Annotated in this window: 19 protein-coding genes; 8 read left to right on the top strand and 11 right to left on the bottom strand. The window is 41.0% G+C overall.

From position 1 onward, the window contains the following. Positions 1-15 precede the first annotated feature (15 nt). Entirely contained in the window at positions 16-1,026 is a 1,011-nt protein-coding gene (locus tag PJ15_RS00620; protein WP_047426744.1) for a hypothetical protein, read from the top strand. Between the two features lie 26 nt (positions 1,027-1,052). Here the strand turns inward: PJ15_RS00620 and PJ15_RS00615 are convergent, their stop codons facing one another. From PJ15_RS00615 to nfuA, 9 genes are all read right to left on the bottom strand, one after another. Continuing rightward, positions 1,053-3,098, bottom strand: a complete 2,046-nt coding sequence (locus tag PJ15_RS00615) for a TonB-dependent receptor domain-containing protein (RefSeq protein WP_047426740.1) — start codon at positions 3,096-3,098, stop codon at positions 1,053-1,055. Between the two features lie 448 nt (positions 3,099-3,546). After that, positions 3,547-4,632: an agmatine deiminase gene (gene aguA / locus PJ15_RS00610; RefSeq protein ID WP_047426737.1), complete on the bottom strand. Its 1,086-nt coding sequence runs from the start codon at positions 4,630-4,632 to the stop codon at positions 3,547-3,549. A gap of 57 nt (positions 4,633-4,689) precedes the next feature. Further along, positions 4,690-6,018, bottom strand: coding sequence for an APC family permease (locus tag PJ15_RS00605; protein WP_047426735.1), 1,329 nt, complete (start codon positions 6,016-6,018; stop codon positions 4,690-4,692). A gap of 112 nt (positions 6,019-6,130) precedes the next feature. Next, positions 6,131-7,546 carry an aldehyde dehydrogenase family protein gene (locus tag PJ15_RS00600; RefSeq protein WP_047426732.1) on the bottom strand — a complete coding sequence of 472 codons (1,416 nt, stop codon included), beginning with the start codon at positions 7,544-7,546 and terminating at the stop codon, positions 6,131-6,133. Between the two features lie 205 nt (positions 7,547-7,751). Beyond that, entirely contained in the window at positions 7,752-9,152 is a 1,401-nt protein-coding gene (locus PJ15_RS00595; protein WP_004770335.1) for an aminotransferase, read from the bottom strand. Between the two features lie 77 nt (positions 9,153-9,229). After that, entirely contained in the window at positions 9,230-10,489 is a 1,260-nt protein-coding gene (locus PJ15_RS00590) for a Zn-dependent hydrolase (protein ID WP_047426729.1), read from the bottom strand. Positions 10,490-10,871: 382 nt separating this feature from the next. Next, the gene (locus PJ15_RS00585) at positions 10,872-11,633 is read right to left on the bottom strand and encodes a TorF family putative porin (protein ID WP_047426726.1); all 762 of its coding nucleotides are present in this window, start codon (positions 11,631-11,633) and stop codon (positions 10,872-10,874) included. 176 nt (positions 11,634-11,809) lie between these two features. Further along, a complete protein-coding gene (locus PJ15_RS00580; protein WP_047426724.1) occupies positions 11,810-13,528 on the bottom strand; it encodes an amidohydrolase in 1,719 nt (572 codons plus the stop codon). A 308-nt stretch (positions 13,529-13,836) separates the two neighbouring features. Continuing rightward, positions 13,837-14,475 (bottom strand): Fe-S biogenesis protein NfuA, encoded by a 639-nt coding sequence (nfuA, locus tag PJ15_RS00575; protein WP_004770341.1) that lies wholly within the window; start codon positions 14,473-14,475, stop codon positions 13,837-13,839. A gap of 153 nt (positions 14,476-14,628) precedes the next feature. Between nfuA and PJ15_RS00570 the strand changes: the two genes are divergently transcribed. From PJ15_RS00570 to PJ15_RS00550, 5 genes are all read left to right on the top strand, one after another. Next, entirely contained in the window at positions 14,629-15,246 is a 618-nt protein-coding gene (locus PJ15_RS00570; RefSeq protein WP_047426721.1) for a rhomboid family intramembrane serine protease, read from the top strand. Between the two features lie 133 nt (positions 15,247-15,379). Then, positions 15,380-17,062: an arylsulfatase gene (locus PJ15_RS00565; protein ID WP_047426717.1), complete on the top strand. Its 1,683-nt coding sequence runs from the start codon at positions 15,380-15,382 to the stop codon at positions 17,060-17,062. Continuing rightward, positions 17,059-18,063, top strand: a complete 1,005-nt coding sequence (locus tag PJ15_RS00560; protein ID WP_047426714.1) for an SUMF1/EgtB/PvdO family nonheme iron enzyme — start codon at positions 17,059-17,061, stop codon at positions 18,061-18,063. The genes PJ15_RS00565 and PJ15_RS00560 overlap by 4 nt, the downstream gene beginning before the upstream one ends. A 97-nt stretch (positions 18,064-18,160) precedes the next feature. After that, positions 18,161-18,322 (top strand): hypothetical protein, encoded by a 162-nt coding sequence (locus PJ15_RS18560; RefSeq protein WP_171248550.1) that lies wholly within the window; start codon positions 18,161-18,163, stop codon positions 18,320-18,322. A 182-nt stretch (positions 18,323-18,504) separates the two neighbouring features. Further along, complete coding sequence (locus PJ15_RS00550; RefSeq protein WP_047426708.1) at positions 18,505-19,632, top strand: helix-turn-helix transcriptional regulator; 1,128 nt, start codon at positions 18,505-18,507, stop codon at positions 19,630-19,632. An 18-nt stretch (positions 19,633-19,650) separates the two neighbouring features. On the opposite strand, the gene epmA is transcribed toward PJ15_RS00550, so the two are convergent. Together epmA and PJ15_RS00540 are read right to left on the bottom strand one after the other, a co-directional pair. Continuing rightward, positions 19,651-20,634, bottom strand: coding sequence for an EF-P lysine aminoacylase EpmA (epmA, locus tag PJ15_RS00545; RefSeq protein WP_047426704.1), 984 nt, complete (start codon positions 20,632-20,634; stop codon positions 19,651-19,653). Continuing rightward, positions 20,631-21,695: a 4-phosphoerythronate dehydrogenase gene (locus tag PJ15_RS00540; RefSeq protein ID WP_047426701.1), complete on the bottom strand. Its 1,065-nt coding sequence runs from the start codon at positions 21,693-21,695 to the stop codon at positions 20,631-20,633. Before PJ15_RS00540 ends, epmA begins: the two co-directional genes overlap by 4 nt. 192 nt (positions 21,696-21,887) lie before the next feature. Here PJ15_RS00540 and PJ15_RS00535 point away from each other — a divergent pair, with 192 nt between their 5' ends. Together PJ15_RS00535 and PJ15_RS00530 are read left to right on the top strand one after the other, a co-directional pair. Beyond that, the gene (locus tag PJ15_RS00535) at positions 21,888-22,262 is read left to right on the top strand and encodes a diacylglycerol kinase (RefSeq protein WP_004770353.1); all 375 of its coding nucleotides are present in this window, start codon (positions 21,888-21,890) and stop codon (positions 22,260-22,262) included. 251 nt (positions 22,263-22,513) lie between these two features. Then, entirely contained in the window at positions 22,514-23,728 is a 1,215-nt protein-coding gene (locus PJ15_RS00530; protein WP_047426698.1) for a tyrosine-type recombinase/integrase, read from the top strand. Positions 23,729-23,999 lie beyond the last annotated feature (271 nt).

Genomic DNA, 23,999 nt, shown 5'->3' with positions numbered 1-23,999 from the left:
GCGATTTGAGAATATATGTTTAAACATCCAATGATAGAACAACTGATTGATGCACAGCTCGACTTTCTTGAGCATGAGTTTGTACAGCCAGACACCATTCAATCGGAATTTAAACAGTTCTATCATTGGTTGCGTTTACAGCCGTTACAGCAGATCTGGTCTTTTGAACAGATTTTCAACCTGATTGAAAAACAAATTCTTGCGACACCCGCAAGTGCATTTCTGGTTGAGCAGATTGCAGAACATATTCGTTTTGCCCTGATTCACCCGATTAATGACCAGACCACCATTGAAGATGTTATTCCTGTTCTTACCGTAGATTCGATTGCCCAGTATGTTGCCAGTAAAAGTGGACACCGCCAGCGTTTAATTAAAACCGTGGTGAACAATCCCGCGTTCTCTGCATTGATTACCCAGTTAATCCAGCACTCGATTCAGGATTATCTGGATAATTCAGTCATGTCGAAACGCGTTCCAGGTGTCGGACATTTTATGAAAATGGGCAAATCTGTTTTAGAAACGGTAACAGATTCCAATCTGAACGAAACCATTGCGCATTATTTACAAAAGAATATTTTAAAAATCAGTCAAATGAGTGAGAGAGTGCTGAATCAGCATTTTAATGATGACAAGCTCTATCATTTTCAGGCCAATCTCTGGCATAAGATTAAAGTCATGCCCTTATCGGTATTGCGTAATTATGTAGAAGTACAGGACTTACCAAAAACCGTCGAGATGGGGCATGAGATTTGGGATCATATTCGTCAAACACCGTATCTAAAACAACAAGTACATGATGGTGTGTATGCATGGTACGCACGTAATCAGGAACGGACTTTTGATCTTTTATTACGTGATCTGAATATTGATGAAGCCCTGATTGAAAATGAACTCAGCCATTTGCTTGCGCCTGTTCTTCAACAGGTGATCGAAACGGGTTATTTGCGTGAGCGTGCTCGCACGTATTTAGAGAGGTTTTATTATTCTGAAAGAATACAAGAAATTTTAAACCAGAAAGATCACTAGAGATCTTTCTGGCTTGTTTCAAAAGATTAATATTTAACAGTAACACCAACAAATGCCCGTTGGCGTTCAACTAAGTATGAATCACTACCATTTGATAAATTCTTATCAAACAAGTTATTGATACCTGTTCTAAAGGTCAAATTATCATTGTAATCATAGTTTGCAGAAACTCCGAAAATGGTATGAGGTTTTTGCAAACTGCTAGTTGTTACATTGTCACCAAAATATTGCTTACCAAGATGTCTAGCATTGAACTCTAATGCCAAAGCATCCGTAGGTTTCCAATTTAACGCCGAATTTACTGTAATTTTAGGTGTGGTAATTAACTCTTTACCAGTATCTAAGTTCTTCGCTTCAAAGAAGTACGTCATATTATTATTCCAGTTCACAGTATCTGTAATTGGAAAGTTTGCGACAACCTCTAAGCCACGAGTACGTGCTTTACCAATATTTTCATAACGGGTATACCAACGACCATTGATCTCTGCCAATGGTGCATAATCAATTTTATCTTTGAAATCTGTATGGAAATAAGTCACACCCAAATCAGAATTGAAACCGTTGTAATTTAAACTGATTTCATAGTTTGTACTTTCTTCAGGTTTTAAATTCGGGTTGCCAGCCATATAGCAACCACCCGATACATAACCCAACGGAATTAAAGAACTACAGCCATTCCCACGCGAGAATGTTGCTGCACCTGGTGTTGTTTCTTTTAATGACGGCGCTCTAAATCCTTTTGCCACTCCCCCTTTAATAGTGAAATCATTTAAAGGATGATAAACCAGATAAGCTCTAGGACTATGATGCGAGCCATATTTATCATCGTGATCAAGTCGATTGCCAACCGTCAAATTTAAGTTATCTAATAAACTTATATTATCTTCTAGGAAAAGTGCCCAAGTTTTATTCTCAACTGTTGGATCAGAATATTTCTGCCCGTCCCAGCTTCCATCTGGTAATGTGCCGATTGTTTGTGTATTTGTGAGTTCATTTTTCTTCCACTGCCCACCAACAGTCAAGGACTGCTCAAATAAGGCATTAAATGGAATATTTAAATTTCCTTCAATGATCGTTTCATTTGATTTAGCAATGCCACTCGCATTACTACTATCATAATCATTGTAATAGGCAGACAGTTTTGATTTACCAAAACCCCAATCACCATCATGTGAAATACTATACGTATGATGTTCTAAATCATCTGGCCCCCAAGCAACCTCTCCCTCACTAATCGCACCACCACGTCCAACGACCTCACCAAATCCTGCTTTATTTTTTTGTGTTGAAATTCCTGCCTCAACAGCAACTTGATGTTTATCATTAATTTTATAATTCAATAATGCATTATAATTTTCATCGATGTATCCAGAGGTACCTTGTCCAGCTTTAATATTCTGGTCTGCTTCACGTTCAGTACGGCCTGCGGTCAAACGTAACCCTAGATTTTCTGTTAATGGGCCTGTCACCATGACTCCCATTTGATCCGTATGACCAAGATCTCTCGACGTTGTTGGAACAGTATAATTACGGGTTAGGCTTCCTCCCCATTTATTTGGAATTTTTCGGGTAATAATATTGATTACTCCACCCATTGCATCTGAACCATAAAGTGATGACATTGGACCTCGAACGACTTCAATTCGTTCAATCATTTCAGGTGTAATCCAGTTTAAATCCTGACGACCTGAGTCTGGACGATAATTCGTATCACGAGAGGATCCAATACGTTTACCATCAATCAAGATAAGTGTGTAATTATCTGGCAAACCACGTAATTTAATTTTTGATCCATCACCATTTGGGCTAATACCGCCTGTAACACCAGGAACCTTACTCAGCAAATCACCAATACTTGCCACTGGCTGTTTTTCAATATCTTCACGCGTAATGACACTAATACTCGCTGGCGCATCTTTTACATCTACAGCTTGGCTGCTCGCAGTCACAACAATCTTTTCCAGTTGTACAGCATCTTTATTCGCTTGAGTTTCTGCTGCATGTGCAAGCGCCATCATACCGCCCAATACGGAAATAGTAAGGAGTGATTGACGTGCTATTTTGTTGGACATATTCCCACCCGATTCAGAGAGATCTTAAAAGATTATTTAAAATTTGTGGGAATTCTAACAAAAAACAAATACAAATGATAATTATTATTATTTATATCTTCATTTTTTATTCATAATTAAATAGTGATTAGATTGGGAAGAAAGTTTAACTTTTTAATATGTGGTAAAGAAAATAAATCATAACCAACTCATTTTATTTAACAATAATATGAAATTCTTATATAAAAAATATGAAGATGAAGCTTGCATGATTTTGTCATTCTTATTGCAATCATCAAATGAATAAACATTTTCAAATTTTTGGGCATTTTATGCTTTAGATGATCTCTTTAAAATTATGATACTTTTCCAGTATTTTTTATTATTATTTCATCCATTCATTGACTGAGCAAGTTGAAAAGCGCTACCGATCTATAGTTACTTTTCAACTTGCTTGCAGTATCGTGACTTAAGCTGGAATTTGCTGGGTAATGCAGTGAATATTTCCACCACCCAGTAAGATTTCTCGCGCTGGTACCCCTGTGATGAGATAGTCTGGATACATCTGCTGGAACAATGCTTTTGCCTGTTCATCGGTACGTTCATCCAGTAATGGGAAAATAATCTGCTGATTGCTGATCAGATAGTTCACATAAGAACCCGCCAAACGATTTCCTTCAAAACGTTCAATCGCATTGCCCTTATCAACATCAACCGTCTCATTTCCACTGGCATAAAGTGGGCCTGGAGATGGTAACTTCCATACTTTCAATTGGCGGCCTTTCGCATCTTTCGTATTTTCAAGCACTTTCAATGCGGCTTGTGAACGCGCGTATTGCGGATCATTGATATCATCTGTCCAGTGCAATGCAACTTCACCCGGACGAACGAAACAGCACATATTGTCAACATGCCCATCGGTTTCATCATTAAATACCCCTTGAGGCAGCCAGATAAAAGTCGTTACCCCGAGACATTCTTGCAGAATGTTTTCAATCTGAGTCTGAGACAGATGTGGATTTCGATTTGGATTGAGCAAGCATTCTGCTGTGGTCAATAACGTCCCTTCTCCATCGACATGAATTGCCCCGCCCTCTAAGATCAGCGGTGTCGAGTACGTCTCAATGCCATGTTGAGCAGCAATTTTGCCTGCAATCAGTTGATCTTGATCCCATGGGAAATACAATCCACCATTTTCCCCGCCCCAAGCATTAAACACCCAATTAATGGCTTTTTTCTGACCTTGTGCATTCTTGACAATGGTTGGCCCCGTATCGCGTGTCCATGCATCATCACTTTGCATTTCAACCAGAGTCACCTGTGCAGGCATAACCTGACGTGCTTTTTCCATTTCAGCTTGAGGAACCGCCATAAATACTGGCGTTTGCTGAGCAATTGCAGCCGCAACCTGTGCAAAAGCCTGTTGTGCAGGCGCACCATTTCCACGCCAGTTATCTGTACGATAAGGCCAGATCATCCATACAGCTTCTTGTGTAGACCACTCGCCGGGCATGCTAAAACCTTGCTGATTTGGGGTTGTCGCATTCTGTTCCATATATTTTGTCTCCATATTTTCAAATTTTTAGAAATCAAATCAATTGATTAAAACGGTTTAAGTCGTGGCCCCGAACGAAAGTGGCTGTTTACGGATACGCTTATAAAGCAACAGTAAAACGCCAGCCAATAACCACACGCCACCAAATTCCAGCGCTGATTTTTCCAGATGTACCCACAAACCTAATAAGCACAGCACCGAAGCTAGTGGTAGCAATAGATTGAAGAATATATTTTTTAAACCTACGCGCTCTTTACGTATCACAAAGAATTTCATGAATACAGAGAAGTTCACCATAGTAAAGGCAATCAAGGCACCAAAACTCACCAGACTCACAACGGTTGCCAGATCAACGGTAATCGCTAACAGAGAAATCAAGCCGACGAAGAAAATCGAATATAACGGCGTACCTAATCTGTGATTCACATAACCGAATATTTTTTGGTTAAACACACCATCACGTCCCATGATATAAAGCAAACGCGAAGCGCTGGCATGAGAAGCCAAACCAGAGGCAAATGCATTCATGATCTGTACGGTAAGTAAAGCTGACTGGAAAAATACGCCCCCGACAAAGAGTGCAATTTCAGGTAAGGCTTCATCTGGATTTTTAAACTGTTCCAATGTCGGAAAGGACAATTGAACAAACCAGGAAACCGTAATAAAAATAAGGCCGCCTAATAATGTTGTAAGCATAATTGCCCGAGGAATGGTCTTGGTCGGATTGCGGCTTTCATGGGCTAAGGTTGATACCGCATCAAAGCCTAAATAAGAGAAACACACCAATGACACGCCTGTCAGCAAGGTTAGATATTCAGGATTGCCATTAAATAAGGGGGTCATTGTCGCTAGACTTTGATATCCCTGTGAATGCCCCATTCCAGTAACCACCAGAAAAATAAACACTAGCATCATTGAAATCGTGGCAGCAATAAAGATAAAGCTAAAATTCGCCAGAATATTGATACGAAAGCTGTTGATTAGCGTGATGATCCCAACCATGATCACCACCCAAGTGGTATAGGCAATGTCAGGCATCAATGCATGGAGATAAAAGGACGCGAGTAAAACATTAACCAATGGAATAAGTAGATAATCAATAAGCGAACACCAGCCCACAAAAAATCCCGCTGTCTTGCCGCATGTTTCCGTGGTGTAGGTATACGCTGACCCTGATTTTGGCGTCAGTTTACTAAAGCGTGCATAGCTAAATGCCGTCAATAGCATTGCAAACAAGGCCAAGATATAAGCCAGAGGAACCCGCCCCTCAGTGACTCTTGAAATAATACCAAAGGTATCAAATACGGTTGCTGGAGCCATATAAGCCACACCAATGACAACGACTTGCCATAGTGAGAGCCCTTTTCGTTTGTTTTCGCTTTCCATGCACGTTTCTCCTGCATCAATGCAAATATTTTCGCAGTGCTTTTTTATTCATCTTGGATAGTGATATTGAACAGAGAAGTCCCTTTCCCGATTCAATCAGCAGTTGGAAAAATTAGAGCGTAATCACGTTTTCTTCGAGATAACTTTGCATCCCCGACTGCCCTAGTTCTCGCCCAATTCCACTCTTTTTGAATCCGCCCCATAACGAACTAGGTTGAATCATTTGATGGGAATTAATCCAGATATGACCAGAGCGAAGTCGCTTGGCAATTTTTTTACCATGCTCCAAAGACCCTGTGATAATGGTTGCAGCCAGACCAAACTCAGAGTCATTGGCAAGGCGAATGGCTTCTTCTTCAGTTTCAAAGCTTCGACAGCAAATCACGGGGCCAAAGATTTCCTCTTTCCACAATCGACTGTCAGTCGGAACATTGACAAAAACATGCGGCTGAATGAAAAAGCCTTTTTCAGGCACAGCAATTTGCTCGAAATCAATTAAAGTTTGAAGTTTTTCGTCTTTCGCAATACTTAAGTATTCATGAACTTTCTGGAATTGCTTTTGTGTGGTCATCGGCCCCATTGCAAATGGACCAGTCAGATCAGAACCCAAAATGATCGATTCCACCGCAGCTTTAAACTTCTGGTAAAAGCGTTCGGCAATCGATTGATGCACCAGTAAACGTGAGGTCGCAGAACACATTTGACCACTGTTATAGAACATGCCGCCGAGTGCTTTATCGACTGCTTCATCCAGATCGGCATCTTCAAGAATAAGGATCGGCGATTTTCCGCCTAGCTCTAATGTGACACGCTTGACTGAACGGGCTGCGGCCTGCATCACATGAATGCCTACCTCTGTGCTACCAGTGAAAGAGACTTTATTCACCTCTGGATGTGTCACCAAATGCTGCGCAGCAACTGCATCTCCCAAAATCAGGTTAAATACACCCTGAGGAAACTGGATCTGATCCAACAGCTGAGTAAATGCATATTCAGGCAAAGGCACCAACTCGGAAGGTTTAAAGATGAGCGTGCACCCTGCGGCAAGGGCCGGTGCGATTTTCCATGCGCTGGTGATTAATGGGAAATTCCACGGCGTAATTAAAGCAACCACACCGACGGGATTTTGCTGATGCGTCAGTTCAATACCACCGTCACATTCAGTCACCTGACTAAATGCAAAGCTTTTAACTAGATTGGCATAATAGCGGTAACACTTAATGCTGTTGTCGACATCGACTTGTGCTTGTTCCGAAGATTTACCATTGTTACGGTGGGAAAGTTCAATCAAGGTGTTTTTTGCTGCGTCAATCGCATCGGCAATTTTATTTAACCAATTCGCGCGTTCTTCAGGGCTTGTCAAACTCCAGCTTTCCAGTGCCTGTTGTGCAGCAGCCACGGCAGCATCTACATCTTGTGGGGAAGCCGTAGTAAATCGGATTAATTCCTCTTCACTGCCAGGATTGACCACCGTAATCTGGGATGTTCCTGTCGTGTTTTCCCATTTTCCATTGATATAATTCTTCATCTGCTTGCTCTCATACGGGTACTAAAGCGGATTCATCGTGACTGCCCACAGGATTTCAGCCTGCTTCATGCAACTATGTCCGCTTTATTCCTCATTCATTCCATCGACATCATCTGTTGTTCTCCCGCTATTTCTATCGATCAGCGAGACTCAACTCACCCCGCAAGGCAAGTTGATTTTTCATTGGGAAACAAAGAGATTCGGCTTATAAATGACCTTCAGCTTTTAATTCCTGAATCGTATTCTGAATCGCATGACGTAAGGTTTTCACAGCAAAGTCAATTTGATCACGTGTCAGGATTAATGGTGGAGACAAGACATTCATGTGACCCACTGGACGAACAATCAAACCGAGTTTTTGGCAATGGTTCGCAATACGTTTACCGACGCCAACAGAACGGTCAAACAGTTCTTTGGTTTCTTTATTACGTAAGTTTTCGATACACATCATGAATTTTTTGCCGCGTACTTCACCGACAATTTCCAGATCCGCAAGCGTCTTTAATTGCTCTTCAAAGTAAACGCCCATGTCTTGAACATGTTCACAAATCTTTTCTTTTTCCAGAATTTCAATATTCTTCAGTGCAGCAACACAACTCACTGGATGGCCTGAATAGGTAAAGCCATGCGTCAGCAAACCACCTTCATGATGCGGCTTGCTGATGGCGTCATAAATCTCATCAGAAATAATGGTTGCACCTAAAGGTAAGTAGCCTGAAGAAAGCCCTTTTGCACAGGTAATAATGTCAGGAACAATGCCAAACACGGCTTCTGAAGCAAACATATGACCTAAGCGACCAAATGCAGTGACTACCTCATCAGACACATACAGAACATTGTATTTCTTACATACTGCCAAAGTTTTGGCATGGTAGCCTTCTGGTGGAACAATCACCCCGCCCGCACCCATGATTGGCTCGGCAAAGAAAGCAGCCACATTATCTGGGCCAAGTTTCAGAATCGTATCTTCCAGTTCCTGAACCTTTTCATTACAGAAATCTTCCATCGACTGCGATGCAGGCTTGCGGTATGGATTTGGGCATGACACATGATGAACCAGTTCGTTGTGAATTTCGAAACCAACATGATCGGCTTCAATTCCCGTCAAGGTCATACTGATGTAGGTACTACCGTGATAAGCATCTTTACGGGCAATCAATTTTTTCTTGGATGGCTTACCGATTTGATAGAAATAGTGGTGAATTAAACGTACCGCCGTATCATTCGCCACTGAACCGCCACAACCATAGAACACATGATTCAGATTCCCTGGTGCCAACTCAGCCAGTTTAGCAGCCAACTTGGCTGCTGGCGCTGTGGTTTGATGACCAAAAGGCGAAAAGTAAGGTAATTCCATGATCTGTTCAGCAACAGCATCAGCAATTTCTTTACGACCATAACCGACATTGACACACCATAGGCCACCAATACCATCTAGATATTTATTGCCTTGTGCATCATACACATAGACATTTTCACCTTTAGACATAATTAAAGAACCTTCGTCTTTAAATGTCGAAAAATCTGTCCACGGGTGAATCACATGATCCTTATCTTTTTGCCAGATATCCTGAATATCTACTTCTACTGGTAATTTTGAGTTCATCTTCTATCTATCCATCTTTATTGCAATGCTCCATTCCAGCAGCATGCATGTCTTACACATTGTTAATTTGCTAATAATTAAACTGTTGCTGTATTTTTTTGAGCGACTTGTGCGGCTGACTGCGCGTCATAATTTAAAATGGCATTCAGCAGCACATCGGCACCTTGAGCGGCATCTTGCATATAAATATCTTCTGCCTCGTTATGGCTTAAACCATCTATACAAGGGATAAAGATCATGGTCGTTGGACAATGTTTTGCGATATTGATTGCATCATGTCCTGCACCACTCACGATTGTCTGGTTGCTATATCCCAAACTGTTTACCGCGTCTTGAACTGTTGCAACGCAAGTCGGATCAAAATAAGTCGCTGGACTCAGCCAATGTTGAGATACGCGAACTTCCAGATCTCGTTCCATCGCTAGACGAGACAAGATTGTAGTTGTTTCGATTTCCATTGCTTTCAGTGCTGCATCATCTGGATGACGTAGATCAATGGTCCACTGAATCTGTCCTGGAATCGTATTTCGTGATGAGTTGGCGACTTGCATTTCACCAAATGTCACCAAGCCTTGTGGGAATTTCTCAAGAATGCATTTTTCAATCGCGACAATCATTTCTGCCGTGCCGACCATAGTATCTTTACGCATATTCATTGGAGTCGTACCAGCATGCGCAGCTTTACCTTGGGTTTCGACATCTAACCAGAGAATAGCTTGACCACCTGTCACCACACCAATCGAGATCTGGTTTCTTTCCAGTACTGGCCCTTGTTCGATATGCGCTTCGTAATAAGCCTGAAATGGACGAGCCAGCGGGTAATCGCCCAATTGCCCTGTACGAACCAGCTCCGAATAAACAGAAATACCGTTTTTATCCGTGGTGTCATAGACTTGCTGTTTAGGTAATACGCCAGCGAATGCTGCTGAACCCATCATTGCAGGAGTGAAACGTGCACCCTCTTCATTCATCCACACCACCAATTCAAGTGGATGGTCAGTAACAATATTCTGTTCTTCTAAGCGCTGTAACACTTCCATGCCAGCCAGCACACCATAAATTCCGTCAAAGCGACCACCCTTTGGCTGGGTATCTAAATGGCTGCCCATAGCGATAGGTAATGCGGTTTGGTTTTGCCCTGAACGGCGTAAAATCAGGTTACCAACTTCATCATAATGAATAGAAAGATTAATCTGCTTGGCCCACTCAAGCAGTAAAGCCCGACCTGAAATATCTTCATCCGTGAGCGCCAATCGTGTATTTCCGCCTTTCGTGGTCGCACCGATCTTCGCCATATCCATGAGCATCTGCCATAAGCGCTCTGCATTCACTCTCATTGTTTTAACATCCCTTTTATCGATATATTTTAAATATCACTTTATTCACGCTACTTTGATTAATTCTTCAATTAAAAACGAGTACCAATTCTTCCAAAAAAACAGGTACCAATTTAAGTATGAATGAATAAAAAACAATTCCTTTTGTTTTTCAAACAAATAAACAGAGCATTAAACTAATCTTATTTTTAGAAAAATCAATTTATTTTTATTAATTTTTTGAGTCTTTTCTCGCACCATCCAAACCCGAACACAAAACAGCCAAAATGTTTTATATACAAAACATTTTGGCTGCGGACTCACCTTAACCACATTTAAAACATAAACAATTGCATACCAACCAATAGCATCTTATTTAATTATCTAAAGATTTATTTTTAAATTAAAAAATTTTAGTTAAACTAAAAACCACCGTCTTATCCGCACTTGGTAAATCTTTATTAACATTTGCATTGGCATAATAAAGATCAAAGATAAAATCCTGATAGTTAAAATCCAGCCCTATTTTATAATCATAAAAATGACTTTTCTCATCAGTTCCCCAAAGCACGGCATAGGCATTTTTATTTGCGAACTGGTTATAGGCCACTTGAGTATATATATTCCATTGATCCGCGACTGGATAACGATAGCCAGCCTCATAACGCAGCATTTTACCTGTTTCAAAGGTATAATCAGGCGTGTAATAAAAAGACAGGTTGAGCTCATCCTGAGCATTGAGTAAATTTGAAGTCATCAATCCAATTGAATATTCCTCAAAATCGACACGAGGTAGCGTCTTATCTTCATCAGGATAGTTCACATCCAGATATTGCAGATTCAACTTTAGATCATTATTTATTTGATAATTATAGCCAATATAATAATCCAGCTCTAGACTACTTCCTATATCTAGCTGAATATTCGATGCAAATAGTTGCGTATAAAACCCAGAGTCATGATCGAGTCTTAATATTCCCTGAACAGCAGGTTTTCCTTTGGTTTGCGTCGTCCCTCGCCAATAATACTCTGTTAAAAATGCAAGTGAACCACTGATTAAAAAACTATCCCCATTATTACCCTGATCATGATCAGTTGATTTTGCATTTACTGGTGATATTAACATAGATGCAATTACCGCTAAAATCCATTTTTTATTGACCATCCATTTATCCCATTAGTATAAGGTTATTTTTGAATCTCAATTATGTTGTGCACAGGTTATAAATCGAGAACCAATTTTCAAAAAACCAAAAGAGCCATTTATTATTTTTTTAAAATACAACTATTCAAATAAAAGTAAAAAAAAGAAAGCCATCAGACTTTCTTTTTTAAATACACTTATTTATTTTTACTTAATTTTCCATTATAAACCTGTTTTCCAGCAAACCAGGTTTCGGCAACTTTCCAGTCCTTAATGTCTTTGTTGAGTGGTGTTTTTAAAGTATCCTGCAAGACCACAAAATCAGCCCATTTCCCGACACTGATACTGCCAATCTCATCGCCCCACCCTGCGATATTTGCAGGTGCTTGGGTATAGGCATATAAAGCCTCATCCAGACTTAAAGCATTATCGCTATAACGGGTTTTACCCTGATACTCACGAAATACCACATCGCTGAGCTGCAACATTGGATTTTCAGATGCCGTAGGCCAGTCACTTCCCAATACCATGGTAGCGCCGCTACTGAGCAAAGATTGCCAAGCATAACTATATGGCATACGCGCCTTACCCAAACGGGATTCCTGATAATTCCCTGTAATAGCATGATCAGGCTGCATCGAAGCCACAACACCTAGCTCCGCAAAACGTGGAATAGCATCTTTAGATAGAACCTCAATATGTTCAATTCGATTGGCTAATTGGCGATGTTTAGGGCTATTTTCAATCGCATTCAGGGCCATATCCACACTCTTATCGCCAATCGCATGAATCGCGACGGGGAACCCGACTTCATTGGCATTTTTCACTGAATTATTTAGATCTGCCTGTGAGGTAATTGGGGCAATATTAAAATGATGACGATCTGCATACGGTTCATTTAATGCAGCGGTATAATTCATCAATGTGCCATCGACAAAATATTTCATATACGCAAAGCGGAACTGCGGCCCTTTTTTCCACTGCTGTTCTTTTTGTATAAATTGCTGATTCAGTTCATCGCGTTGCTTCGCATAACGCTGGAAATCGGCAGGCGTTACCTGATCATCACCCGCCATTAATCCAAAACGGATACGCATCGGTAATTCCTGTTTCGACTCCAGCAAAGCAGGATAAACCGTATCTAACTCAGTCCACATATCATGTACAGAGGTAATGCCTAAGCTATTAAAATGTGCAATGATCTTTTCAACGACTGGCAGTGCCGCTTTTCCTGACAATAAGGCACTAGTGTATTTAGGATTTCCTAGAATCAGTTGAGTACCCGCAGTTTCTTTAAAAATCCCGGTCGGCTCACCTGTCTGCGGATCTTTGACAATCTCACCACCCTCTGGTGATTTGGTATTTTTATCAATCCCCAGCACTTGCATCGCCTTAGTATTGACCCAAACCGTGTGATAATCAATGTCCTGTAACACCACAGGACGATCTGGAGCAATCGCATCCAGCTCCTGACGAGTTGGCATATGATCATCTTTCAAGCCCGTGATGTCCCAACGCCCTCCCATTAACCAAGCACCTTTCGGTAATTCTTTATCTCTTTTGGCAATTAATTTAAGCCATTCCTGACGATCCGTGATTCCGAATAGATCAACACCGTCCCATAATTCCAGACCGCCCAACAAATGGGTATGCGCATCGGTTAATCCGGGGAGAACTGTTTTACCTTTTACATCGATAACTTGTGTATGCTTGGTCGCCATATTCTGGATATAGGTATTATTGCCGACAGCCACAAACTTTCCATCTTTCACTGCAAATGCCTGTGCTTTTGGTTTGGCTGGATTCGAGGTCCGAACATCGGCATTTAACACAATCACATCCACTTGTGGCGTTTGTGCATAGCTTGCCAAGCTCATGACACCGATACTGATGCCTAACACTAATTTCTTATTCATAAATCCCTTACGTCCTTATCCAAACTTATTTTTTGTTCATTTTTATTCTCTTTGCTTTCTTTATAAAACCTAGAACCAATTTAGCTAAAAATGCAGGAACCATTTCCATTCAATTACTCAATAAATTGAACTTACTCGCTCTTGTTATGACAGATAAATAAAAAATTTAATTAATTTAAATATATAGAACCAAAAACCATTATTTTTCTACCATAAATAATTAAGCTATCTTCAGATAATTTAGAAACGATAAACAATAAAAAAAGCCCTCGAAAGGACTTTTTTAAACTACAGTAGATGTCGAGCGATTATTTAAAATAAGCGCCTTCAGCCTGTGTATGATCCGTTTGATCCACAACACGCTGTAACTCTGGTACATGCTGTCTTAATGTGGTTTCTACGCCTTGCTTTAAAGTTACATCAATCGCAGAACAACCTTGGCATCCACCACCGAATTTCAATACAGCAGTCAAACCATGCTCTGGGCTATCCTGTACTTCAACCAGACTACAGTTACCGCCATGACCCGCTAGACCTGGGTTAATTTCTGATTGCAATACATAAGTAATGCGTTCTTCAATCGACGCATCTGGGCCAACACGCGGCACTTTCGAGTTCGGTGCACGGAACGTTAATTGACCACCAAAACGATCTTTGTTGTAGTCAATTACCGCATCAACCAGATACGGAATTGATGGCGCATCCACATAGGCAGGAAAATCTGGATAATCCTGTTTATAGTCTGTTGGCACCACTTCATCAGGTGCACTATATGCCATACAACATTCAGCACGTGGAGTACCTGGATTCTCTACAAAAACACGAACGCCAATCCCTGGTGTATTTTGCTTTGCTAATAAATCACCTAAGTACTCTTGTGCAGAGGGAGTAATTAAAAGGTTTGGAATTTCTTCTGCGACAGCAGTGTTGGTGTTCTCAGTCGACATAACAATAATCCTCAAGCTGATGTCGTTATATTAACCGAAGATGGAGGGTAATTAAAAAAATTCAACCATTTTTGTAGGAATTCTATGCAAGATCATTGTTTATTAAGTTTTTAATGGCATTATTGCTTAGACTCTGATCAATTTAAAATATTTATGTTACATCTACCCTTTGGGCACACTGTGACCCTGATCATTATTACAGTTGTAATTTCCTTATTGGCCTTCTCCAATCAGGCAGTGATGAATCGTCTGATTTTCTGGCCTCCTGCCATGCAACGTGGGCAATATGACCGTTTTATCACGCATGGTTTTATTCATGCTGATGGTACACATCTCCTATTCAATATGATCACGCTGTTTTTCTTTGGCAATATCATTGAAAGTTTCTATCGTCAGTTTTTCTATGACATGGGCTTTGTCTTATTTTATCTGGGTGGTTTAATCGTTGCGATCTTACCCAGCTACCTAAAACATCGTCATGATGCCCAGTGGGCCAGTCTAGGAGCCTCAGGCGCAGTGTCTGCGGTACTATTCGCCTATATCCTGTTCCAGCCTTGGAATCTGATTTTTGTCTTTTTCATTCCTGTGCCTGCGATTATTTTTGCAATTTTATATGTCGCATATAGCATCTGGTCGGGCAAACGTGGCAATACCAATATCAACCACAGTGCGCATCTTTGGGGAGCCGCCTACGGTGTGGTGGTGACCATCATTCTGGAACCTCGCGTTGTCCCACATTTCCTGAACCAGTTGACCAAACTTCCTTTTTAAATCCATTCACGATTTGCCCCAGTTTTGGGGCTTTTCTTTTTTTAAGATTAACAATCAAATTTTAATTATTTTTATCATAAAAATCATCTCTCTAAACTCGACTGCATTATTTTAATGGATTAAGTCGAATCTCATGCCTCGTAACAGCCTTCTCACGACCTTGTCGATTGCCCTCTTTAGTCTTTCGATTTCAGCGTGCAGTAATGATGATTCAAACGAATCCAATACTGTGGTTGAAACCAAGAAACAGCCCAATATTTTATTCATCATGGCCGATGACTTAGGCTATTCAGACTTAGGTGCTTTTGGCGGTGAAATTCACACCCCGAATATTGATGCACTGACGCAAGAGGGCCGCATTTTAACCGACTACCACACAGCGCCAACTTGCTCTCCAACCCGTTCGCAATTGATTTCAGGTACTGACCATCATTTGGCAGGAATTGGGGCAATGGCTGAGCTGACGCCTGCACATTTAAAAGGCCAGCCCGGCTATGAAGGTTATTTGAATGAACGTTCACTTTCGATTGCTGAAGTCTTAAAAGACAATGGCTATCGTACTTATATCAGTGGCAAATGGCACTTAGGTTTGACACCTGAAACCAACGCACATGCCAAAGGATTCGACCATTCATTTACCCTATTACAAGGCTTGGACTTGCATTTTAAACAAGCGCCGAATGCCTATAAACGTAATGCAACCTATACAGAAGATGGCAAAGAAGTGCCAATTTCATCTTTACCTGATGATTTCTTCTCGACCAACTATTTCACCGACAAGCTGATCAGTTATTTAGAATCTGGCAAAAATTCAGGCAAACCATTCTTTGCTTATGCGGCTTACACCGCGCCGCATTGGCCTTTACAAGCGCCTGCCGAATATCGGGACCGTTATCGTGGTGTCTACGATGCGGGTTATGATGTGATTCGTGATGCGCGTATTGCTCGCCAGAAACAGTTGGGTCTGATCCCAGCCAACTTCACTGCTGCTGAACCGATTGCTACGCAAAATGCACCTCAAAAATATGGCAAATGGAATGAGCTTTCAACTGAACAAAAAGCGCTGGAAGCACGCAGAATGGAAATCTATGCAGGCATGGTGGAAAATCTGGATGCCAATATTGGGCGGGTCATCCAATATCTCAAACGCAATAATTTATATGACAATACGCTCATTTTCTTTGTTTCAGATAATGGCGCAGAAGGTTTTATCCGCGGCAACTATGGCACTGAGTCTGGCTTTGATAACAGTGTCAATAACGTGGGTACATCGAGTTCTTATCATTATGTGGGGCCACGTTGGGCAGAAGTGAGTGCTGCGCCATTCCACTTATGGAAGGATACGGCGGGTGAAGGTGCAACCACTGCTCCAGCAATTGTGAAACTCCCTTATCAAACCAAAGCACAAAGCACGCATCATGGTTTTGCTTCCGTACTAGATGTTTTCCCGACAGTTTTAGATTACGCCAATATTGCCGTGCCACAAGGCCAATATAAAGGTCGCCAGATTAATACCCCAAGTGGCTATTCATGGAAATCGGTACTCGAAAATAAAGCTCAGGCCATTCGTCCCGTTAACTTTAGTTTTGCCGATGAATTACATGGCAGTAAATATGCACGTCAGGGTGACTGGAAAATTGCCTTACAAGGTAAAGCCGAGCTGGGTACAGGCACTTGGGAACTCTACAATCTGAAAAATGATCGTGGTGAAACCCAAAATCTGGCTCAAACTAATCCTGCAAAACTGCAAGAACTGGTAGATGTGTATAACAAATACACCCAGCAAAATGGGGTCAAGGAATACAATCTTCAATGAAACTAAGTCCCCTTCTCGTTTCCCTCTGTAGCCTGTCCCTTGTGGCAGGTTGCAGTAGAGTTGGGCCAGAAGTAAAGCCATCTCAACAACACCCAACAACTCAACCTGCATTGTTGGGCTCTTTATCACAATGCCAGAGCTATTCTGGCTTGCCCGATGCATGGCAAAAACATAAAACAGCGGGGATGGTCTGGATTCCTAAAGGCTCATTTCCACTGGGTTCCAATCAGGCCTATCCAGATGAACTTAATTTTGGTGCGAAAGAACGCCAAGTGGATGGCTTCTGGATCGATCAAACTGAGGTTACGGTTGCCCAGTTTTCCAGTTTTGTCAAAGCTACGGGCTATATCACAGATGCAGAAAAACAAAAGCAGGCAGCCGTATTTTCTCCAGATGCTAACCTGCCTAATCAATGGTGGCAGTTAAAGGCTGATTACACATGGAAAACGCCAAATGGCCCGTCGGGTCAAGCGGCTCTGCCCTCTGAACCAGTCCGTTATGTCACCAAAAATGATGCAGAACATTATGCAGTCTGGTTGGGGCACGATTTACCCTCTGAACAGGAATGGGAGTATGCAGCCAAGGCGGGTTCAAAAAATGATACCCCTCTTCATCAGGCACCACAGGATGCCCATCAACATCCGCAAGCCAATTATTGGCAAGGGGAATTTCCACTTAAAAATACAGTTGAAGACCATTTCGAAGGCGTTGCCCCTGTCGGCTGTTATGCAGCCAATGCATTTCAGTTATACGATATGATCGGGAATGTCTGGGAATGGACGTCTTCTGTCTATCATGGTGCGCATGATCAACATATGGGAAATTATACGGATCTGCGCCAGCAAAATAGTGCGACCACACAATATGTGCTTAAGGGCGGCTCTTTTTTATGTGCTTCTAATTTCTGTGCACGTTATCGCAATAGCAGTCGTTATCCTCAGGAATTTGATCTGGCGGCAACGCATGTCGGGTTTAGAACCGTGTTAAGACCTCAAGAGTGATATTCATCTCATTTAAAAAATTTTAGTCCCGTTCTGGTAAAAATGAACCGATCGTTTTAAAGTGATATCTAAAGCAATAAAAATACGGGACGGAACCATGAAAAAAATATCACTCTACCTTTGTCTTTTATTCACATTCAGTCTATCCGCTTGTGCGGTACATACGCCACATGGCAGTGTTGTGGTTGATCCAGAAGATTATCACAATGGTCATGGTGATTTTTGCCCACCAGGACAGGCCAAAAAAGGCCGTTGCTAAATTTAATCTTGCCTAAATCTGTGATGGGTTTAGGCAATTCATTTTGTTCTGTCGTACCTGAATGGCTTAACTCATCTTTTGATTGCATAAAAAGTCACATTTTTTCTGATTGATAATTTTATTTTGATAAAACCCATATAGACTATATGGAAATAGTTCTTGTTCTTTGCTGGACGCTTTAAATGAATCAAACCCAATCTCATGCTGTACTGGACATCCTGAACAAGGTTCAGCATGCTGATGACTGGATGATTTTCCTCGAAGAGCTTAACCATCATTTTGACTTTCAGGCAGCACAACTTCTGGCAGTTGATCTCGAGGTGCAGGCACTCTCATTCAGTGTGCATCATGGGGTTAATCTGGATCCTCATCAACTTGAACAAGCGGCTCTACAACAACTCCGTTTAGCCTTTGATGATGACCCACAATTAAAAAAATTATTGGCAGCACCAATCACAGGCTGGATGCATTGCAGCCAACATTTTACGGAACAGGACATTGTTCAGACGCAAGTTTATCAACAAATTTTACAACCACTCAATTTACGTTTTTGCTCAGCACTTCAGGTTATTTATGATCATAAAGTCTGTGTGATTCTGGCCTTTCTGACCAGTCCTGATCGTGGTGCATTAAGTTGCTCTGAACTTCAACCGATTTATCAAATATTGCCTCAGATCCAGCAAAAGCTTCAGCACTATCGCCATCATTTTGAATATTCCACCATGACCTTACTTGGGTCACAATTGATCCAGAAAATGAATCAGCCAATTGCGATTATTAATCTCAACGGCGATATTCTGGAAATGAATAGAGAAGCAGAAAAATTTATCGAAAATAATGCGCACATCCAGATTGAACAGCGTCGCTTCTTTTTCAAACCCCATCAACAGCAAAAATTCGAACAGCACCTGCTTGAATTAGAACGTCTGCATAACACCTATTCTGACGTAGCGTATGCTGAACGAAGTCAGGTGATGCGCTTAGATCATCAGCTCTTTTTAACGCTGGATCTACTTTGTCCCGAAAAAACCCATAAGATTTTTGGTTTACGCCCAGTATTACTGGCAACATTTTCAGGGCTTCAACATCAACCTAAATATCAGAAAGACCGATGTAGACAGCTTTTTATGTTCACACCCGTAGAACATAAAATATGCGAGCAACTGCTTAAGGGTAAAACCACCAAAGAAATTGCTCTTTTATATGAAATTCAGGCCGATACCGTAAAAAAGCACCTGCAAGCTATTTTCAAAAAGACCAAAACACATCGACAAAGTGAACTGATCCAGCTGCTGATGCAATTACTCTAAGTTTTAAGATATGTTGCGTTATGCAATCTCGGCAGGGAACGCAATCACCTGATCAATCTTGACCTGATTCATCGCAACCATCAACAAACGGTCGATACCTAACGCAATCCCAGAACATTCAGGCATATTCGGCAAAGCTGCTAGTAAATATTGATCAGTTGGAATGATGGCTAAACCCTGCTGTGCGCGCTCTGCATTATCAGCTTCAAAGCGGGAGGCCAACACATCTGCATCCAGCAATTCATCATAGGCATTTGCCAGTTCCAGACCTTCGATATAGACCTCAAAACGCGCTGCGACCAGTTCACCCTCTTCATCCTGTTTCACTTTTGCCAATGAAGCCATTTCAGGTGGAAAATCGGTTAAAAATACGGGTGCATCGAAGCCCAGACTTGGTTCAACAAAGTGCGAAAATAACAGGTCCATATACCCCAGACGATCATCACCTAAATCAAGATTCAGACCGACACGATTAGCCGTATCTTTGAGTTGTTTTAAGGTTGCCTGCAACGGATTAATATCCAGACGATCCTGAAAGGCATGCTTATAACTGAGAATTACTGGACGAATTTCACCGAAACGATGTGCCAAGCATGTTTCTAACAATTCCGCAGTTTCATGCATAAGTGCCTTTAAATCCAGACCCGGACGATACCATTCCAGCATGGTAAATTCACTGTTGTGCTTACGCCCATGCTCATCATCACGGAATACTTTACAGATTTGATAGATTGGCCCACTACCACTGGCCAATAAGCGTTTCATTGGAAATTCGGGTGAGGTTTGTAAATATTGCGTATTTAATTTGCCATGAATATGACGCTGTACCTGCACCGAAGCCAAATGCACATCGGTCACACCCGCCTGAGACAGGACTGGGGTTTCCACTTCAAGTACTTCACGCTCAGCAAAAAACTGGCGGATTTTCTGATACATCGCTGCCCGTGCTTTTAAGGCTTCAATGGAGCACGTTGGTTGATAGTTTTTCATCGTCTGGTTCATGCTTTTGGCCCACCATGTGCAGCCCATTCACGGCGCAAAGGATAATTTTTTCGGAGTAAATCAAATGCGGTTTGCTCAACCTTGCCATCCTGAACACAAGCACGCAATTGCTGATCGTCCGCAGCAATATCATAAATCTGCGTGAGATGCTGTTTAAGCGCAACTTTTAAATCCTGCTCAAAGTATTGGGGTACCAGTGGCAACTGGCTCTCAAAACGTTTTGTCACGTCATAAGCAAATGTCTGGCAAAAAGCCTCATAGATCATCTGCGTACCTCTGGCCTTACCTTCCAGACTATAACCCGCGATATGCGGCGTTGCTAATGCCAGTAGATCCAGTAATTGTTCAGAAATTTCTGGCTCGAACTCAAATACATCCAGCACCACTTGACGTTTGGTTGTTGCAATATCCGCCATCAAGGCCGCTTGCTCAACCACAGGCCCACGCGCACTATTGATTAAAATAGTGGATGGTTTCATTGCAGCAAATGCAGTCGCATCAAATAAATGCTGTGTTGGATAATCACCAGAGACAGTGAGTGGCACATGAATTGAGATGGCATCGGCGCGTTTTAGCAACGCATCAAAGCAAACATTTTCAATCCCCGCAAGTTGCACATAAGGATCATAACCAATCACATTCCAGCCCAATAGCTGCGCCATCACCGCCAGTCGGCTACCCACATTTCCCAGACCCACAATTGCTAAAGTGAAGTCCTTATTTTTCTCTAATACATCAGCATTTAAATGTAGTAAGGCAGTAATCACATATTCAGCCACCGCTTGTGCATTACAGCCTGGCGCATTGCTCCAAGCAATGTTTTGTTGTTCTAAAGCCTGAATATCTAAATGATCAGTTCCAATCGTGGCACTGCCAACAAATTTAATTTTAGTCTGATCAATCAGGGCATGGTTCACTTTGGTTACCGAACGTACCAAGAGTGCGTCTGCATCCTGTACATCGTCATACGTCAAGGTACGTCCTGCCCGATGCTGTATTTCTGCAAATTCCGCAAAGAAATAATCGGTAAATGCCAAATTTTCATCTGCGATAATTTTCATGCAGAATTTTCCCTCAATAGACCTGTGCTTATTATCCTTAGCCTGATCTGAATTGACAATTCATAAATGCAACTCTGATGAGATTCGCTGGCAGAAAACAGTCTTGATTGGTACACGCATGCGACATATTGCCAATTTACTGCAACATATTTGGATTTATACTTAAGCTTTCTCCAGTCACTCCAAATCGCAATGACACCCTACTCTCCTTATAAAGGCAAAAATGGCCTCAAACGGATTTTAAATGCAACGGGCTATTCACTCGCAGGCTTTAAAGCGGCGTTTAGTCATGAAGCGGCATTTCGACAAGTCATTTTGCTCAATGTCATCCTCATTCCGCTGAGCTTTTTTGTGCATGTCTCGGCTTTGGAACAAGCCTTAATGGTCGCGGTATGTCTGTTGGCGATTATTGTGGAATTATTCAATTCAGCCATTGAAGCCGTTGTTGACCGCATTTCACTGGAAAAACATGAGTTATCTAAAAATGCCAAAGATATGGGTAGCGCTGCGCAATTCGTTTCTTTAGCCATTATCTTTTTCACTTGGACAATTATTTTATTTAAATAAACATTCAATATTTTGCACGTAAAAAAATCCCTGCATATGCAGGGATTTTTTTTGATCTAGACGTAGATGTAATTACATCATGCCAATTAATAATCTAACCTTTTATAAACTTTAATTACATTAAAAATTATCTAGTTGATTTAAAAAAATTTTTATTACAACCTTGCATAACAACGTGATACATGCAATTACCAATTTTTGTGAGTAAGATTGTGAGTAAGAGCTTTTAGAAATAGTGTTACTCACACCTTATGTTAAACGACCTTAAAATCAAAAGATTAAAACCACGTGAAGAACTATACCGCGTGGCTGACCATTTAGGACTATGTATAGAAGTCCGACCTTCGGGCAGTAAATTCTGGCGTTATCGCTATCGATTTCTTACTAAAGCAAAAATGCTCACAATCGGTCAATATCCTGAAATTACTTTAGCATATGCTCGCTTAAAAACTATGGAATATCGAGAGCAACTTGCCAAAGGAGTAGATCCAATAAGTCACCAGAAAAAAGAACGACTTGAAGCAATCAAAGCAAATAATGGTACATTCCGATTAGTCGCTAGTGAGTTTATGAGTTCACGAAAAGCTCAACAGTCCAAAGAGTGGGAACAACGCCGCTCCAGTTATTTTGAGAAAGATGTTTATCCTCTTATTGGTAATAAACCTATTCATGAGATTGACTCTATTGATATTAAAACTGTGCTTGATAACACTATGGCAAGAATCAAAAAGTCAGGTAGAGGTACAGGAGAAGTTAAAGGAATTTTTGTAAGACAAATTATTGGTGAAGTAATGGAATATGCAATTATCACAAAACGTATTTCTATAGATCCTACTTATGTTCTTAGGGGTTACATTAAACAGCCAGATGTAACCCATGCCAGACCATTAACTGAGTCTGAAAAAAAAGTACTTATGTCTAAGCTCAATGCATATGGCGGCTCAATTAGCACCCGAAATGCTATTAAAACCGCAGCATACACATGGCTTAGAAGTATTGAGATACGCCGAGGCAAAAAGGAATATATTAACTTTGAAGATAAGACATGGACGATTCCAGCAGTATCAAGAGCTGATATTTTGGCTGGCAAGCGCAATATGAAAAAAAACAGAATGCATGTTGTACCGTTATCTGACCAAGCCATTGAAATCATAAAAGAGCAATTTGCACTTTATCCTGAGAGTGAATATATATTTACAGGTGAAGACGGAAAGATGATGGGTAAAACCACATTGAATACTGCCCTAAGTAATATGAAATTAGAGTTCAGGATGCATACTCTAAGAGCAACTGCATCGACTGTGGCCAATGAGAATGGTTTTAATAAGGATTGGGTTGAAATACAACTTGCCCACGTTTCTGATAATAAAACACGCGCATCGTACAATCATGCTCAATGGCTAAATGACCGTAAAGCAATGATGCAGTGGTGGGCTGATCATTTAGATCATTGGGGTAGTGTTTAACTAAATTTCTTGGGCAGTTCGGTAAGATTTAAGTCTCAAGATAAGACTTAATTTTCGTTAATGAAATAGTTCTAAAAAATATTTGTACAAACTAAGAATAATTCTAACAAATATAGATGATTAGAAATTACTAACACTTTCATAAATATTAGTACTTTCTCTTAAGCATTGTATTAGATCTTACCCTTGCAACATCTAATACAATGCTTACTTAGAGCATAAAGATCTTAATGGGATAAAACACATTAAATGAAAAACTCCAACTCTTATT

The organism is Acinetobacter sp. neg1 (genome assembly GCF_000788125.1).
Taxonomy (GTDB): domain Bacteria; phylum Pseudomonadota; class Gammaproteobacteria; order Pseudomonadales; family Moraxellaceae; genus Acinetobacter; species Acinetobacter vivianii.
This window is presented reverse-complemented; position numbering and strand designations above follow the sequence as displayed.

Coding starts and splice junctions, on each gene's coding strand:
- PJ15_RS00620 (WP_047426744.1), top strand. CDS start 16: ATGTTTAAACATCCAATGATAGAACAACTGATTGATGCACAGCTCGAC.
- PJ15_RS00615 (WP_047426740.1), bottom strand. CDS start 3,098: ATGTCCAACAAAATAGCACGTCAATCACTCCTTACTATTTCCGTATTG.
- aguA (WP_047426737.1), bottom strand. CDS start 4,632: ATGGAACAGAATGCGACAACCCCAAATCAGCAAGGTTTTAGCATGCCC.
- PJ15_RS00605 (WP_047426735.1), bottom strand. CDS start 6,018: ATGGAAAGCGAAAACAAACGAAAAGGGCTCTCACTATGGCAAGTCGTT.
- PJ15_RS00600 (WP_047426732.1), bottom strand. CDS start 7,546: ATGAAGAATTATATCAATGGAAAATGGGAAAACACGACAGGAACATCC.
- PJ15_RS00595 (WP_004770335.1), bottom strand. CDS start 9,152: ATGAACTCAAAATTACCAGTAGAAGTAGATATTCAGGATATCTGGCAA.
- PJ15_RS00590 (WP_047426729.1), bottom strand. CDS start 10,489: ATGAGAGTGAATGCAGAGCGCTTATGGCAGATGCTCATGGATATGGCG.
- PJ15_RS00585 (WP_047426726.1), bottom strand. CDS start 11,633: ATGGTCAATAAAAAATGGATTTTAGCGGTAATTGCATCTATGTTAATA.
- PJ15_RS00580 (WP_047426724.1), bottom strand. CDS start 13,528: ATGAATAAGAAATTAGTGTTAGGCATCAGTATCGGTGTCATGAGCTTG.
- nfuA (WP_004770341.1), bottom strand. CDS start 14,475: ATGTCGACTGAGAACACCAACACTGCTGTCGCAGAAGAAATTCCAAAC.
- PJ15_RS00570 (WP_047426721.1), top strand. CDS start 14,629: ATGTTACATCTACCCTTTGGGCACACTGTGACCCTGATCATTATTACA.
- PJ15_RS00565 (WP_047426717.1), top strand. CDS start 15,380: ATGCCTCGTAACAGCCTTCTCACGACCTTGTCGATTGCCCTCTTTAGT.
- PJ15_RS00560 (WP_047426714.1), top strand. CDS start 17,059: ATGAAACTAAGTCCCCTTCTCGTTTCCCTCTGTAGCCTGTCCCTTGTG.
- PJ15_RS18560 (WP_171248550.1), top strand. CDS start 18,161: ATGAAAAAAATATCACTCTACCTTTGTCTTTTATTCACATTCAGTCTA.
- PJ15_RS00550 (WP_047426708.1), top strand. CDS start 18,505: ATGAATCAAACCCAATCTCATGCTGTACTGGACATCCTGAACAAGGTT.
- epmA (WP_047426704.1), bottom strand. CDS start 20,634: ATGAACCAGACGATGAAAAACTATCAACCAACGTGCTCCATTGAAGCC.
- PJ15_RS00540 (WP_047426701.1), bottom strand. CDS start 21,695: ATGAAAATTATCGCAGATGAAAATTTGGCATTTACCGATTATTTCTTT.
- PJ15_RS00535 (WP_004770353.1), top strand. CDS start 21,888: ATGACACCCTACTCTCCTTATAAAGGCAAAAATGGCCTCAAACGGATT.
- PJ15_RS00530 (WP_047426698.1), top strand. CDS start 22,514: ATGTTAAACGACCTTAAAATCAAAAGATTAAAACCACGTGAAGAACTA.